Genomic DNA, 13928 nt, shown 5'->3' with positions numbered 1-13928 from the left:
GGAAGCCAGCGGGGGATGTCATCGCGCTCGAGCCCAACGGCACAATTTCCCTACCGCAAAAGCTCGACTATCACGACATCGGTGTCGTCTCGCGCCACCAACGTAAGCTGCGATTCGTCGCGGACGGCAACTCCGTCGCGTGGCGCGAGCCGGACTTCACCGACATCAAGCCGACCATGATCGGCAATCAGATACGCCACGCCCGATCCCGGCAACACGTGATGCACCGTCGTCCCTTGGCGTAGCGTCGCGATGCGGACGCGTGCGTCGGCGTGGATGGACAGCGCGCCCGCGTACACATCATCGGGATCGCCGCTCGCCAGCGTGACGAAGCGGCCATCGCGACATCCGCGCGAACAGATTCGCGTCGTCCAACGCGGCGTACCGCCCGACGCGCGCGGATGCAGCCAGATCTGGAATAGTCGTGCAGGTACATTTTCCTCGTTGCGCTCGGCATGATGGATGGCGGCGCCCGTACTCATCGCCTGCATGGAATCGGCGACCAGCCGCGCGCGATTGCCAGCGTCATCTTCGTAAGTGATCGCGCCTGAGCGCACCCACGTCACGATCTCGACGTTGCGGTGAGCGTGCAGGTCGAAGCCCGAGTGCGGAGCGAACTCATCGTCATTCCACACGTAGAGCGCGCCGAGTGGTCCATGATCGGCGCGTCCGCAGTCGCCGAAGCGGAAATGCATCCGCGTGTCGAGCCAGTTGCGCCGGATCGCGCCAAGCGACAGAAAGGAACGATGTTCGATCATGATGTGTCTGGGTTCAAACGCGCGTGAGCGCCGGGCGCAGGCGCAATCGTCGAAGACCGCCTCCTCGCGCCCGGGCTGCGCTCAGATCTGTTGCTGGCCGCCATCGACGAACAACTCGATGCCGTTCACGAAGCTCGCGTCGTCCGAGGCAAGGAACAGCGCAGCGCTCGCGATCTCGCCAGGCTCGCCGAGGCGCCCCATCGGGATCTGGGCAGCCAGGTAATCGGCAAGACCCTGGCGTTGGGCTGCATCGTCACCGGCAAGGTCGAGCAGGCCGGGCGTGCGCGTCGCGCCTGGGCTAATCGTGTTCACGCGGATGCGGCGATCCTTCAGATCGAGAATCCAGCTTCGTACGAAGGCGCGCACCGCGGCTTTCGAGGCCGAATACACGCTGAATGCAGCCGTGCCCGCGCTGCCTGCCGTCGAACCCGTGAGAATCACCGACGCGCCCTCGGCGAGCAGCGGCAGCGCCTTTTGCACCGTGAAGAGCACGCCCTTCACATTGCGATCGAAGGTGTCGTCGTAGTGTTCTTCGGTGATGCTGCCAAGCGGAAGCATCGAACCGCCGCCGGCGTTCGCGAACAGCACGTCGAGATGCCCCTGTTCTTCCTTGATCTGCGCATACAGCGCATCGAGCTCACCCAGTTTCGTGGAATCGACACGGACCCCCGTCGCGTTGCCGCCTGCTTCGCGGATGCCATTCACCGCGGCATCGAGCTCGGCCTGACGGCGGCCGGTGAGGAAGACGTGCGCGCCTTCTGCCGCGAAACGCTGTGCGGTGGCGAGGCCGATGCCGCTGGTTGCGCCGGTAACGAGTGCGATCTTGTTGTCGAGCTTGCGTGCCATGGTGTTTCTCCTTTCGTTCGGTAAGTGGATGACTGCGATCGGTGTTGCATGCTGCGATGTGAGGAGAATATCGACGCCCTGGACTTTTCGAAATAGAATTGATTGCAATCTAACGTTGCAAAAATGAAAAGATGAGGGGAAATGGCGAAGCTGCCTGATTTCGAAGGACTCGCGATGTTCGCGAAGGTCGCCGAGGAGGGATCGTTCGCGGCCGCTGCGCGCGCGATGGGCGTGTCGGTGGCGACGGTCTCGCGCGGCGTTGCCCGTCTCGAAGACCGGCTGGGAGCGCGGCTCTTCAACCGCACGTCGCGCCAACTCTCACTCACCGAGTTCGGCCGGACGATCTGCGAGAAGGCCGGAGAGATATACCGTCAGGCCGAAGAAGCAGAAAGCGCCGCGCGCGAGATGTCGGTGCAGCCGCGCGGACTGGTGCGCCTCGCCGTGCCGATGTCGTTCGGGCTGCGCTGGGTCGCGCCGCTGCTGCCCGGCTTCTTTCGCGCCTACCCCGAGGTGTCGATCGACCTGCATCTTTCGGATGCGTCGGTCGATCTGGTCGCCGATGGGTTTGACGCCGCGCTGCGCATCGCCGCGCTACCGGATTCGTCGCTGGTCGCGCGACGGCTGTGCGCGGTCACACAGTTCGTGGTGGCGTCGCCAGCGTATCTGAAGCGCGAAGGGCGGCCCGCGCATCCGCGCGAACTGGCCGACCGCCCGTGCCTTTCATACGCGTATCGCGCGCGCAGCGATGTGTGGCGCTTCACGAACGCCGCGGGCGAGGAGGAGCCGGTCATGCCGACCGGACCGCTGCGCGTGACGAATGCCGATGCGCTGCTGCCCACGCTGCTCGCTGGCCTCGCGATTGCCGAGCTGCCCGAATTCATCGCCGGCGAATATCTGGCCGATGGCCGCCTCGAAGCGATCCTCACCGACTGGTCGTTGACGAAGGGTGGCCTTTACTTCGTCACGCCATCGGCGCGCGCGCGTCCTGCGAAGGTGGATGCGCTGTCCGATTATTTTGCGGAGCATCTGTCCGAGCCATCTTGGCGATGGCCGAAGTAATGCGTTCGACGAGCCGCAGGGCTTGTCGCCCGCGCTCAGCTGTTGCGTGAGGCGTTGGACACGGTGGCAGCGGCAGACGCGTTCGCCGTGACGCGCACCGCTTGAATGTTGCTTCGATGAAAGGCCGCTTTGTCGATTGAAGCGGCCTGACGATATTTCGTGGGGATTGGCCGTTCATGGCCGAACCGGGGCAACGGAAATCAGCGAACCACCATTGCAGCATTCGTTTTGCCCAGCCTGCTTTCGGTCTACCGTCCACCTGCGACGGCGCTCAGCAATTCCCACCTGCAGTGGCACGATGGACAGAATTTTTCAAGTTCCGAGGCATGGAGTTCGGCTTCCAGTGACCGACCTTGTGAAGAAGGCCCATTAAATTCAACGCCGGTTTTTCACCTTTAACGACGTCCTACAAAAATGCTTGGGACGCTTGCCGCGCACGTTTGAACAGACCATTGCCCGTCGATTTCGGACACACCCCCGACCAGAACCGCCGATTCGTCAGTTGTTCGGTCTAAAAGGAAAACACTGTCATCCTGATCACCCACACTTCCACAAGTGGGTCGATCTGCCGTAATGGGGAGCGTGCCTTGTATAGCGAACCGAAAATGATCGTGTTGACGGCCCTCGTCTTCGGCGCGGTGACGATAGGGGCCTATGTATCGCAGTTGGACAACGACTGGTCGTCCGGCCAGGATGCAAGCCTCGCCGCCGATGGCGAACGGGGCGTTAGCGTGACGGGCGCGGTGGTGGGGCAGAGTGTAGGCCGGGACGGCGTGCCGTCGTCGCGCCACCATGCGCTGCGCGACGACGTGACCGCGTTGCGGGCTCAGCCGGCCGCGTCGATCGGCGCCCAGGCGGGCGACGCTCTGGCCATCGCGGCACTGCAGTTCGCGCGGGAGTCGAACAAGGCGCAACCGGAGGTACAACCGGAGCCGCAGCAGTCGAGCTTACCGCCGCAGTCTGCGGTGACGCCGAACCGGACCCAGGCGCCGCCGGCAAAGACCGCGCACGCACACCATAGCCGCGTTGCGTCCGGCGAACATCCGAAAGGCGCGTCGAGCACCCCGACGAAACCGCACTCAGCGCAAAGCGTTGCGACGACATCGAGTACGAATCACGCACGGGGCGGCACCCACCGGAAGAGTTCTACCGCCGAGCGATCCGCGAAGAAAGCAGCCAGCGTCGAGCCAGAAGCGGGGGCGTCGCTGCAATCTTCAACCCAAGGCGTCGAGTTGCCATGGTCGATGCCGCGCACGGGGCTGACCGGCCGGAGCGGAACGCAAGCGGTCGCCAGCAACGGCCCCAAGACCCGCGCCGAGGTGGAGGCCGAACTCGTGCGCGCGCGTGAGAACGGCACGATGCCCGCGTTCGGCAGACCCGAGCCAGCGGGGGCAGGGGCGCACTGAATCAGGGGCGTCCGCCGCGTCCGCGGCACCCGTCAGATCAACGATGCAGCGAGCCGGGCGAAGGTGGCTTCGTCGGTGCGATCGAACGCGAGCGGCGTGACCGAGACGCGACCCGCCGCGACCGTTGCCGTTTCGCTGTCGGCCTCGTTTTCGCGCGGCCCGCGCTCGAAGCGCAGCCAGTGATACGCGATGCCGCGCGGGTCGACTTCCGGCAGCACGTCGATGTCCCTGACGAGCCCGACGCCCTGGCGCGTCGGCGTCAGCGGACCGGCAGCGGCGGCATCGACGTCGGGAAAGTTGATGTTCAGGCAGGTCGGTGCCGCATGCTCGATCGCGAGCAACTGACGGATCACGCCGGGCGCGAGCGTGCGCGCGGTGTCCCAGCGCACGCGCTCGCGATCGCTGAACACCTGGCTCAGCGCGAACGACGGCAGCCCGAGCAGCAGCCCCGTCATCGCCGCGCCGACCGTGCCCGAAAACATCGTTTCGATGCCGAGGTTGCCGCCGCGATTGACGCCGGACAGCACCAGCGACGGCGGCGCCTCGCGCATCAGATGCCGCACGCCCATCACGACGCAATCGCCGGGCGTGCCGGTCACGCCGAACCGGCGTTCGCCCTGGCGGCTCACGCGCAGCGGCGAATGCAGGCTGATCGAATGCGACGTACCGCTCTGGTCGTGCTCGGGCGCGACCACCCAGACTTCGTGCGCGAGCTCGGCGGCGACGGCTTCGAGCACGGCCAAGCCGGGCGCGTCGATACCGTCGTCGTTCGTCAGCAGCACTCGCGGCACTTTGGAATCGTAAGCGGACATCGCGTCAATCTCCTGTGGGTCGGTGAATAAATCGTGGGGAAGGGACGGCCATTATCCGGCTTTCGTCCGACGCGCGTACGATGACGGTGAGCCGCGAATCGACCCAGGACGACCCCGCCATGCAGATCGACCCGTTTGAGATTGCGATCGCCGATCAGGACATCGACGATCTGCGCCGCCGCATCCGCGCCACCCGCTGGGCACCCGCGACTCCTTCGCCCGCATGGCAGCAGGGCGCCGATCCGGCCTGGCTGCGTGAACTCGCGACCTATTGGGCTGGGCAATTCGACTGGCGCGCGGCCGAACGCAGCTTGAACCAGCTGCCGCAATTTCTCGCCGACGTGAACGGCCAGACGGTGCACTTCGCGCATCGGCGCGCCGCCAGTGTCGCGTCCGGCTTTCAGGCTTATCCGCTCGTGATCACGCACGGCTGGCCCGGTTCGTTCTTCGAGTTTCACGCGCTGCTCGATCAGTTGTGCGATCCGGCCGCGTTCGGCGCCGATCCCGCCGACGCGTTCGACGTCGTCACGCCGTCGCTGCCGGGCTTCGCGTTTTCGCCTGCGCCCAGGCAGGCCGGCATGTCCGCGTTCCAGGTCGCGGACCTGTGGGTGTCGCTGATGCGCGGGCTCGGCTACGAGCGTTTCGGCGCGCAGGGCGGCGACCTCGGCGCGGGCGTGTCGATCGCGTTGGCCGCGCGTCATCCGCGAGCGGTCGACGGCATCCATCTGAACTTCCTGCCGAGTTCCTACGAGCCGGCGATCGGCGCGGCGCAGCGGGAGCTGACGTCGGCCGAGCAGGACTATCTGCGCGAGAAGAACGACTGGGCCGCGCTCGAAGGCGGCTACGCGCATCAGCACGGCACCAAACCGCTGACCGTCGCCGCATCGCTGAACGATTCGCCGGTGGGACTCGCCGCATGGATCGGCGAGAAGTTTCGCGCGTGGAGCGATTGCGGCGGCGACGTGGAAAGCGTGTTCTCGCAAGACGATCTGCTGACCAATATCTCCCTGTACTGGTTCACGCAGTGCATCGGCCCGGCCATGCAGATGTATTGGGAAAACCGTCTGCAGCCGATGCGTTTTTCCGGCGGCGGGCGCATCGACACGCCGGTCGGTTTCGCGCTGTTTCCGAAGGAGATCAATCATCCGCCGCGCAGCTGGCTCGAACGCACCTTCAACGTCGTGCAGTGGAACGAAATGCCAGCCGGCGGACACTTTGCAGCGATGGAAAAGCCCGAGTTGCTCGCGGCGGAGATTCGGAAGTTTTTCAGGCCGTTGCGACAGAAAGCGCGCTAGGGACGCAGCATGAGCGCATCCGTCACGCTGCTTCTGTTCGACCTGGAAGGTGTGCTGTCGCACTACGACCGCGCCGCGCGCGTCGAGCGTCTCGCGGCGATCGCGGGCTGCACGGCGGAGACCGTGCGTCACGCGATCTGGGGCTCGGGACTCGAGGCGCGCGCCGATGGCGGCGAAATCAGCGACGACGAATACCTGCGCGAACTCGGCGTGCTGCTCGATTATCCGGTGAGCGCCGCCGAGTGGCTCGACGCGCGGCTCGCATCGATCGCGCCGAACGAAGCCGCGCTCGCGCTGGCATCCCGCGCCGCGCAGCGTTGCCGGATCGCGATACTGACGAACAACTGCCACCTGCTGACCGATCACATCGCTTATCTGAATCCACCTGTTGCCAGGCTGTTCGGAACGCACGTCTATTCGTCGGCGGCGTTCGGCGCGGCGAAGCCCGCCACGCAGACCTATCTGCGCTGCGTCGAACGCCTCGGCGCGGCCGCAACGGACACCCTGTTCATCGACGACAGCCAGGCCAACGTGGACGGCGCGCTCGCAGCCGGTTTGCAGGCTTACCGCTTCGTCGACGCGGAGGGTTTGTTGCTCGAATTCGCGCGGCGAGGTGTGCTTTAAGCGCTGCGATAGGGGGCGAAATTTCGTGCGCGAGGACCCCATCACGTGATGACACTTCCGACGAACCACGATCAGCGCCGCCGCTTTCTGCGCGCGGCGCTCGGGTTGCCGGCAACGCTTGCGTTGTCGCGCGTCACGACTGCCCAAACCGACACGCCCGCGCCAACCGGTAGCGCGTTACCCCGCATGAACCGTCGCCCGATCCCGTCCACCGGCGAAGCGCTGCCGGTGATCGGCTGCGGCACGTGGCGCACCTTCGACGTCGGCGACGATGCCGCCGCGCGCGCGCAACTCGCCGACGTGCTGCGCATCCTGTTCGAAGCGGGCGGCTCGGTGATCGATTCTTCGCCGATGTACGGTTCGTCGGAAGCGGTCGCGGGCGCGCTGCTCACGCAACTCGACGCGCATCGCAAGGCCTTCATCGCGACCAAGGTCTGGACCGAGGGTCGCGCGGCCGGCATCGCGCAGATGGAGGAATCGCTGCGGCGTTTTCAGCAGCCGCACGTCGATCTGATGCAGATCCACAACCTGCTCGACTGGCGCACGCAGCTCGCGACGTTGCGCGACTGGAAAGCGCGCGGCCGGATTCGCTATCTCGGCATCACGCATTACACGTCGAGCGCGTTCGACGAAGTCGCCGCGGTGATGCGCAGCGAGAAGCCCGACTTCGTGCAGATCAACTACGCCGCCGACGATCGCACGGCCGAGCAGCGCATTCTGCCGCTCGCGGCCGATCTCGGCATCGGCGTCGTGATCAACCAACCGTTCGGCGGCGGCGGTTTGCTCGCGCGTGTGATGAAGACGCCGGTGCCCGCATGGGCCGCCGAAATCGGCTGCGCGAGCTGGGCGCAGATTCTGTTGAAATTCGTGCTCGCGCAGCCGGCGGTGACGGTCGTGATTCCCGGCACCGGGCGGCCGCAATACATGGCGGACAACGTGCGCGCGGGATCGGGACCGTTGCCCGACGCGGCGATGCGCGCGAAGATCATCGCGGCGGTCGGCGGCTGACGTGATGAGCAACCCCGTGTGCAATCCGTCAGGACGATTACTTGCCGCTTTCCATTCGCATACAAACGCAGCTCGCCACGAGCTTCGCACGCCACGGGAATAAAACCCGTAGCCCGCCGGTTATGCCTCACGAACCGGGTTCGGTTCGACGAATCCTTATCGTGAGGTCAACATGTCGTCACATCATTCATTCGATCCGGCGCGTCGCGGCGCGCTGAAATGTCTTGCGTTCGGCGGCCTCGGCACCGTGTTCATGCTGTCGGGCGGCGTGCTGACGCCAGTCGAGCTGGCGCTCGCCGCCGACGCGAACGCCGCATCGCCCCCGGCCGGGGTGCCGCTTTTCCTGCAGATCAGCGACACGCATATCGGCTTCAACAAGGAAGCGAATCCTGACGTCGCGGGCACGCTGAAGCAGACGATCGACTACGTCAACGCAATGCCGGCGCGCCCACCGCTCGCGATTCACACCGGCGACATCACGCATCTGTCGAAGGCCTCGGAGTTCGATCTCGCCCAGCAATTGATGTCGGGCCTGAAGATCACCGAGGTGCACACGGTCCCCGGCGAGCATGACGTTACTGACGGCCCCGGCACCGAGTACTTCAGCCGCTTCGGCAAGGCATCGGATAACCGCGGCTATTACAGCTTCGATCACCAGGGCGTGCACTTCGTCGGGCTCGTCAACGTGATGCATTTCAAGCCGAACGGCCTCGGCGGTCTCGGCGACGAACAGCTCCAATGGCTCGAAAACGATCTGAAAGGCCGCTCGTCGAGCACGCCGATAGTCGTGTTCGCGCACATGCCGATGTGGACGATCTACGAGCCGTGGGGCTGGGGCACCGGCGACGCGGGTCAGGCGATGAGCTATCTGAAGCGCTTCGGTTCGGTGACGGTGTTGAACGGACACATTCATCAGATCGTGACGAAGGTCGAAGGCAACGTGACGTTCCACACCGCGCGCTCGACCGCCTATCCGCAGCCGACCGCCGGCCAGGGCGACGGCCCGGGGCCGCTGAAGGTTGCGAGCGACCAGTTGCCGAAGATGCTCGGCGTGACGAGCGTGAGCATCGCGCGTCATCCGCTGAAAGCGACGCTCAACGACAGCACGCTCGCCTGACGGCATGCGCCACTTTTACGCTCGAGGAGATCAATGATGCTAACCAACATGATGGGCCGCGCGCTCGTGATTCTGCTCGGCAGTGTCGCGATTCTGGCGGTGTCGGCGGGACTGGGCGTCGCGCAAACGACGATGCCGATGCAAATGCCGATGCAGATGAAGGCGCAGAAACAGACCGTCGCGTCGACGCCTAACGCGATCGTCATCAAGAACTTCATGTTCACGCCGATGGAACTGACCGTCAAAGCGGGCACGACGGTTACGTGGAAAAATCTCGACGGCGAGCCGCACACGGTGGTCAACGACGCGGGCCTGTTCCGTTCGGCCGCGCTCGATCAGAACGACACGTATCAGTTCAAGTTCGATAAGCCGGGGGTGTACAAGATCTTTTGCGGCATCCATCCGAACATGAAGGCGACCATTACCGTGCAATGAGCCGTGCAATGAGCCGTGCAATGAGCCGTGCTATGAGCCGTGCAATGAGCGGTACAAACGAGCGGTGCGGTGGACTGGGCAACCCGCGCCGCTCACGCGGTATGCAGCTCGCTCAACCGGCACAGCAGAATCCCGTAGCCGGTCAGGTGCCCGAGGTACACGCTCGTAAACACGTTCGATGCGGGGAGGTCCTCGGTCAGCTGACGCAGGTCCTCCATATGCAGTGGCGGTGCCGCGAGCGCAGGGCGCTCGACGCGCAGATCGGCGGCCTCGGCCAGTTGGCGGTGAGCGTTGACGAGCTGCCCGAGCCGCGCCAGAAACGCTTCGCGCCACGGGGCGTCGAGCGCGGCGAACTGATCGTGGAAGGTGTCCATCGTTTCGAGAAAATTGACCAGTGAATCGAAGGTCTCCTGATAGCACGCGAACACCGGCAGCCGCGCCGCGTTGCGCTTCAGATGCGGCGCCACCCACGCCTGCTCGAGATCGGTCTTCAGCAGCAGGTGCGCCTGCTTCAGGTTCGTGCTCAGCGTGCGCAGCTTCGAGGCCGCCGCCTTGATCTGCGCTTTGTCGAGCCGAGCGGCGGCCAGTTGCCCGACGACATCGGTGGCCTGTTCGTTGCCGTCGTTGACCAGCGTGTTCGCCCAATAACCGTGATCGGGCGGAAACACGATCTGCTGGATGATGAAGCCGAGGAACATGCCGAGCACCACGCCGATCAGGCGCTGTTCGAGCAGCGGAATGTGTTCGCCGGAATAGAGCACGAGCGTGATCGGCACCGTGATGCTGGTCATCTGGAACAGCGACGGCCGCAGCGCGACGATGCTGAAGATCACGAGCGGCAGCAGCGCCGCGCCCATCCAAAGGTGCGGCGCGGTCAGCCAGATCAGCAGCGTGCCGATCGGCATCGCCACCACGTTCGAAAGCACGCGCTTGTAGAAGTAGCTTCGCGCCGCCGAAATCGAGCTACCGAGCGCCAGCGTGAGCATCGTCGAACCGGCGAGCGGCACGGCAGCGTCGGGGTAGCCGAGCAGGTACGGGATGCCGAAACCGATCCACAGGCCGAGCGTCAGCTTCGTGTACTTGGCGGTTTCCGAAAGAGAAAAGCGCGCCAGCGCGCGACGCAACGGTGTGAGTGGTTTGTGCTGATACCTGTTCGACATGATTTTTATGCTGACCGATGACGTTGGGCCGGGCGCCGCGGGCCGGGCATGGCGCGGCGCGGCGCGGCGGTCGGGACATGCGCGCACGTGACCTTACCACCGGCCGCGCACGGTTTTGCGGGAATTCGCGCGGTAGCAGGTTCGCGGGATGCTGCTCGAGCGTGTGGCGCGCACAGTCCGGCGCGGGTTTCGAGCGGTGTGCCGGGCGTCGCGCGCGAGCCTGTTTCCAGGCCCGGTTGTTGCATACGAAACTGCGACCGCGCTGACGCATTTCGCAGTACCCTCGACGTCTCTCGGGTAGCGGGCGACGGCAGGCGCACGGCCGGCAATCGGCTATTTGTCGGGTTGGAGTTTTTACCAGCTTTGCACGTTTTTTTGCCAACTCGCGCGGTGTCCGCGACGTTCGTTCGTAGCACCACTGACGCGAGGCGGAAACGCAACGCTGCTATGTTGTCGGCCGATCGCGACAGGATTACATTCATTGAGCATTGCGTGCAGCGGCAGCGCGCGAGCGCGGCTTACCCGCCGGCTCGTCGGCGCGCCAGCCAGTCAGCAGGAAGTGGCATACCCGGAGTGTATTGCGATGGCTACCGATCCCGACAATATCGATTTGCGCCATTCCGCAACGGATAGCCGGTCCCCGGGCTTCGAACCCGACGGCCCGGACGAATCGGGCGCGCCACCGCCGCGCTTCGGCCGTCTCGCGCTGTGCCTCGCGGCAGCGGGCGCGCTGACCTTCGGCGTGATGGGCACCGTGGCCTACGGCGTCTGGTTCAATCAGGATCAGCAGACCTACGCGGATGCGATTGCGGGCGCGCGCCTGGCGCTCGGCTCATCGGCGGCGGGCGGGGTGCCGACGGTGGCCGTCGCGCACGCGTCGGAGGAGGTCGCCGCGCCGTCCGGCACGCAGTTTGCCGCGCAGTTGGCCACGCAGCCAGCCACACAGTTAGCCGTGCAGCCAGCCACGCAGTCAGCGACACCACAGTTAGCCGCGCAGCCAGCCGAACCGTCGGCGGCGCAACCCACAGCACCAGACGTCGCACACGACGAAGTGGCCCGCGTGAACGCCGGCGTCGAGGACAGTAACCCGTCCGTGTGGTCCGGCCAGATCCACCCAGCTACGCCCGACCCGAGTCTCACCGCCACGCTGGCCGATCCGCCGGTGGACACCACGACCGACAAGCCGGCCGACGCGTCGGCCGATACCTCGCTCGATAAGCCCACAGCCGCCATCGCTTCCACGCCACCCCCACGCCCCACGCGGCACGCCGCCAATTCCACCGCAAAGCCCCCGGCCGGCCACGGCGCGAAAGATGCGCGGCTCGCGCAGCAGGATCGGCGCGCGTCGTCGGAGCACAAGGGCGGTCTGTTTGCGCGGATCGGGCAGTTCCTTCGACGCGTGAGCTATCGTCAACATGACAACGGCCGACAGCAACAAAATAACTACTCCCATCCCTGAGCCCGTGGTCGTCGGGCCAGCAGCGCAAGCCGGGATGCGCGGTGCCGCACACGCGCGCGCGCCGGTGTGGCGCTTGCGGGTTGGACCCACGAGCATCGCCGTGGCCGCGCTGCTGTGTCTGCTGTTCGGTCTGCTGTACGTGGCGATGCAGATCCGCACCGTGTTTTCCGATCAATTGAAGCAGGAGTACGCAGGCCTCGTGCTGCAGGCGGCCGAGCGCGTCGACAGCGCGCGCGAACAACTGGCCGTATGGCAGCACATGGCCGAGACTCCGGCGAGTCGCGACGCGTCGTTCGTGCCGGCCTATGACGCGGCACGCACCGAACTCGCGCGGCGTTTCGCGTCGCTCGCGGCGCTCGTCAACGCGAGTCCGTCGCCGGCGCCGCCCATTCCGTCGCTATCACCCGCGCAGGCGACGCCCGAAGCCGTTGCGACGGTGCTCGGCAGCGTGTCGGAATACTGGCGCGCGCAACGCGACGAGGCGAGCGCCGACGTGCGGCTGCGCGTCGCGCACGTCGCGCGCACGCTGATCGCGCTCGCCGCGCTGCTGTTCTGCATGCTGATCACGGCGCTCGGCATGTACGCTAAGCGCAACCGGCAACTCGCGGGGCAGTCGCACGAGTTCGAGCTCGCGTCGCTGCATGATTCGCTGACCGGTCTGTCGAACCGCCGCAAGCTACAGGCCGCGCTCGACGCCGCCGCAAAAACCGCGCGGACCGCGCTCGTCGAGCAACGCCTCGCCGTGCTGTATATCGACCTCGACGGCTTCAAGCAGGTCAACGATTCGTTCGGGCATCGCACCGGCGACGAATTCCTCGCCGCCGTATCGGCGCGGTTTCGCGCGTCGGTGCGCAAGGGCGATCTGGTCGCGCGCATCGGCGGGGACGAGTTCGCGGTGCTGGTGCGCACCTTCGCGGGCGACGACGAACTGGCCGAGATCGCCCGCCGGCTGATGGCCTGCGTGGTCGAGACCGACGCACAGATGGGGATCGGCCGGGTGCGGGCGAGCGTGGGCATCGCGAGCTATCCGGACGATGTCGACGATCACCGCCGTCTGGTCGCCGCCGCCGATGCTGCGATGTATCAGGTCAAGCGCGACGGCAAGAACGGCTTCGCGTTCGCGGCGCAGACGGGCCGGGAAGCGACGTTTTGAACCCGCTGAACGTCATTGAACGTCACTGATCGTCGTTGCGCCACTCCGTCAGCTTTTCCCGCTCGTTGACTTCGATGAACGCAGGCCGTGCGCGCAGCCTGCGGATATAGCTCGCCAGATGCGGCCAGCCTGCCGTCGCGGGATGGGGCATGTTGCGGGTCCAGCGCATCAGCACCAGCGCGAGCAGATCGGCGGTGCTGAGCGTGTCGCCCGCGAGATAGGCGCGGCCGTCGGCGAAATGCGTGTCGAGGCGCGCGCAGGCCGCTTCGATGCGGCGTTGCGCGAGCGCGCGCACCCCCTCGGCGCCCGACGGCTCGCCGTCGCTTGCGGCGTAGAACCAGTCGCGCATTGCCGGCAGCACCGTGTTCGCGAGGTAGATCATCCATTCGAGCCATTCCGCGCGCGCGGGCGAACCGGGCGCGGGCGCGAGGCCGGCATCGGCGTGACGCTCGGCGAGCAGCATCAGCAGCGCGGCCGATTCATGCCGCGGCACGCCGTGGACGACCAGCGTCGGCACGCGGCCGGCCGGATTCAGACGCAGATACTCGGGATCGTGCTGCTGGCCCGAGTCGATATCGACGAGGCGCGCTTCGAACGGCACACCCATTTCGAGCAGCATCCAGTGCACGGGCATGCTGGCCGCGCCGGGCGAGTAGTACAGAACGTAGGACATGTCGGGGCTCCGTGGATCGTGGGGAGAGCGGTCGAGCCGTGAACCGATCGGCATAGGGGACGGCCATAAGGCCGTGCCCCTGCCACACCACCCGGCGTGCGGGTCCGCACCGGGCGGTTCGGG

General features: G+C 66.0%; 14 protein-coding genes. 9 read left to right on the top strand and 5 right to left on the bottom strand.

Annotation, left to right across the window (positions count from 1 at the left end):
• Window positions 1–50: 50 nt before the first annotated feature.
• Both EVC45_RS12520 and EVC45_RS12515 read right to left on the bottom strand, forming a co-directional pair.
• Window positions 51–758 carry a pirin family protein gene (locus EVC45_RS12520; RefSeq protein ID WP_129958294.1) on the bottom strand — a complete coding sequence of 236 codons (708 nt, stop codon included), beginning with the start codon at window positions 756–758 and terminating at the stop codon, window positions 51–53.
• A gap of 81 nt (window positions 759–839) precedes the next feature.
• Complete coding sequence (locus EVC45_RS12515) at window positions 840–1604, bottom strand: SDR family NAD(P)-dependent oxidoreductase (RefSeq protein ID WP_129958293.1); 765 nt, start codon at window positions 1602–1604, stop codon at window positions 840–842.
• Window positions 1605–1745: 141 nt separating this feature from the next.
• Here EVC45_RS12515 and EVC45_RS12510 point away from each other — a divergent pair, with 141 nt between their 5' ends.
• Window positions 1746–2663 (top strand): LysR family transcriptional regulator, encoded by a 918-nt coding sequence (locus tag EVC45_RS12510; RefSeq protein ID WP_129958292.1) that lies wholly within the window; start codon window positions 1746–1748, stop codon window positions 2661–2663.
• Window positions 2664–3250: 587 nt separating this feature from the next.
• Window positions 3251–4069 (top strand): DUF4148 domain-containing protein, encoded by an 819-nt coding sequence (locus EVC45_RS12505; RefSeq protein WP_248295103.1) that lies wholly within the window; start codon window positions 3251–3253, stop codon window positions 4067–4069.
• Window positions 4070–4101: 32 nt separating this feature from the next.
• Here EVC45_RS12505 and surE read toward each other — a convergent pair whose 3' ends face one another.
• Window positions 4102–4881, bottom strand: coding sequence for a 5'/3'-nucleotidase SurE (surE, locus tag EVC45_RS12500; protein ID WP_129958291.1), 780 nt, complete (start codon window positions 4879–4881; stop codon window positions 4102–4104).
• A 119-nt stretch (window positions 4882–5000) separates the two neighbouring features.
• On the opposite strand from surE, the gene EVC45_RS12495 reads away from it, so the two are divergent.
• The 5 genes from EVC45_RS12495 (at window position 5001) to EVC45_RS12475 (ending at window position 9360) form a co-directional block, all read left to right on the top strand.
• Window positions 5001–6176: an epoxide hydrolase family protein gene (locus EVC45_RS12495; RefSeq protein WP_129958437.1), complete on the top strand. Its 1176-nt coding sequence runs from the start codon at window positions 5001–5003 to the stop codon at window positions 6174–6176.
• Between the two features lie 9 nt (window positions 6177–6185).
• Entirely contained in the window at window positions 6186–6800 is a 615-nt protein-coding gene (locus EVC45_RS12490; protein WP_129958290.1) for an HAD family phosphatase, read from the top strand.
• A gap of 48 nt (window positions 6801–6848) precedes the next feature.
• On the top strand, window positions 6849–7808 hold the full coding sequence (locus EVC45_RS12485; RefSeq protein WP_129958436.1) for an aldo/keto reductase: 960 nt from the start codon (window positions 6849–6851) through the stop codon (window positions 7806–7808).
• A gap of 172 nt (window positions 7809–7980) precedes the next feature.
• Window positions 7981–8925: a metallophosphoesterase gene (locus EVC45_RS12480; protein WP_129958289.1), complete on the top strand. Its 945-nt coding sequence runs from the start codon at window positions 7981–7983 to the stop codon at window positions 8923–8925.
• 36 nt (window positions 8926–8961) lie between these two features.
• Window positions 8962–9360 (top strand): cupredoxin family copper-binding protein, encoded by a 399-nt coding sequence (locus EVC45_RS12475; protein WP_129958435.1) that lies wholly within the window; start codon window positions 8962–8964, stop codon window positions 9358–9360.
• A 92-nt stretch (window positions 9361–9452) separates the two neighbouring features.
• On the opposite strand, the gene EVC45_RS12470 is transcribed toward EVC45_RS12475, so the two are convergent.
• Window positions 9453–10520 carry an FUSC family protein gene (locus EVC45_RS12470; protein WP_129958288.1) on the bottom strand — a complete coding sequence of 356 codons (1068 nt, stop codon included), beginning with the start codon at window positions 10518–10520 and terminating at the stop codon, window positions 9453–9455.
• Between the two features lie 583 nt (window positions 10521–11103).
• Between EVC45_RS12470 and EVC45_RS12465 the strand changes: the two genes are divergently transcribed.
• Both EVC45_RS12465 and EVC45_RS12460 read left to right on the top strand, forming a co-directional pair.
• Entirely contained in the window at window positions 11104–11979 is an 876-nt protein-coding gene (locus tag EVC45_RS12465; protein ID WP_129958287.1) for a hypothetical protein, read from the top strand.
• Window positions 11936–13132: a diguanylate cyclase gene (locus EVC45_RS12460; protein WP_129958286.1), complete on the top strand. Its 1197-nt coding sequence runs from the start codon at window positions 11936–11938 to the stop codon at window positions 13130–13132. The genes EVC45_RS12465 and EVC45_RS12460 overlap by 44 nt, the downstream gene beginning before the upstream one ends.
• Window positions 13133–13154: 22 nt before the next feature.
• On the opposite strand, the gene EVC45_RS12455 is transcribed toward EVC45_RS12460, so the two are convergent.
• The gene (locus tag EVC45_RS12455; protein ID WP_129958285.1) at window positions 13155–13805 is read right to left on the bottom strand and encodes a glutathione S-transferase family protein; all 651 of its coding nucleotides are present in this window, start codon (window positions 13803–13805) and stop codon (window positions 13155–13157) included.
• Window positions 13806–13928 lie beyond the last annotated feature (123 nt).

Origin of the sequence: Paraburkholderia sp. UYCP14C (assembly GCF_004197395.1) — a bacterium.
Lineage (GTDB): Bacteria > Pseudomonadota > Gammaproteobacteria > Burkholderiales > Burkholderiaceae > Paraburkholderia.
The sequence above is the reverse complement of the archived record's forward strand: the minus strand, read 5'-3'. Positions and strand labels throughout refer to the sequence as shown.

Coding starts and splice junctions, on each gene's coding strand:
- surE (WP_129958291.1), bottom strand. CDS start 4,881: ATGTCCGCTTACGATTCCAAAGTGCCGCGAGTGCTGCTGACGAACGAC.
- EVC45_RS12495 (WP_129958437.1), top strand. CDS start 5,001: ATGCAGATCGACCCGTTTGAGATTGCGATCGCCGATCAGGACATCGAC.
- EVC45_RS12470 (WP_129958288.1), bottom strand. CDS start 10,520: ATGTCGAACAGGTATCAGCACAAACCACTCACACCGTTGCGTCGCGCG.
- EVC45_RS12475 (WP_129958435.1), top strand. CDS start 8,962: ATGCTAACCAACATGATGGGCCGCGCGCTCGTGATTCTGCTCGGCAGT.
- EVC45_RS12520 (WP_129958294.1), bottom strand. CDS start 758: ATGATCGAACATCGTTCCTTTCTGTCGCTTGGCGCGATCCGGCGCAAC.
- EVC45_RS12460 (WP_129958286.1), top strand. CDS start 11,936: ATGACAACGGCCGACAGCAACAAAATAACTACTCCCATCCCTGAGCCC.
- EVC45_RS12490 (WP_129958290.1), top strand. CDS start 6,186: ATGAGCGCATCCGTCACGCTGCTTCTGTTCGACCTGGAAGGTGTGCTG.
- EVC45_RS12480 (WP_129958289.1), top strand. CDS start 7,981: ATGTCGTCACATCATTCATTCGATCCGGCGCGTCGCGGCGCGCTGAAA.
- EVC45_RS12485 (WP_129958436.1), top strand. CDS start 6,849: ATGACACTTCCGACGAACCACGATCAGCGCCGCCGCTTTCTGCGCGCG.
- EVC45_RS12510 (WP_129958292.1), top strand. CDS start 1,746: ATGGCGAAGCTGCCTGATTTCGAAGGACTCGCGATGTTCGCGAAGGTC.
- EVC45_RS12515 (WP_129958293.1), bottom strand. CDS start 1,604: ATGGCACGCAAGCTCGACAACAAGATCGCACTCGTTACCGGCGCAACC.
- EVC45_RS12455 (WP_129958285.1), bottom strand. CDS start 13,805: ATGTCCTACGTTCTGTACTACTCGCCCGGCGCGGCCAGCATGCCCGTG.
- EVC45_RS12465 (WP_129958287.1), top strand. CDS start 11,104: ATGGCTACCGATCCCGACAATATCGATTTGCGCCATTCCGCAACGGAT.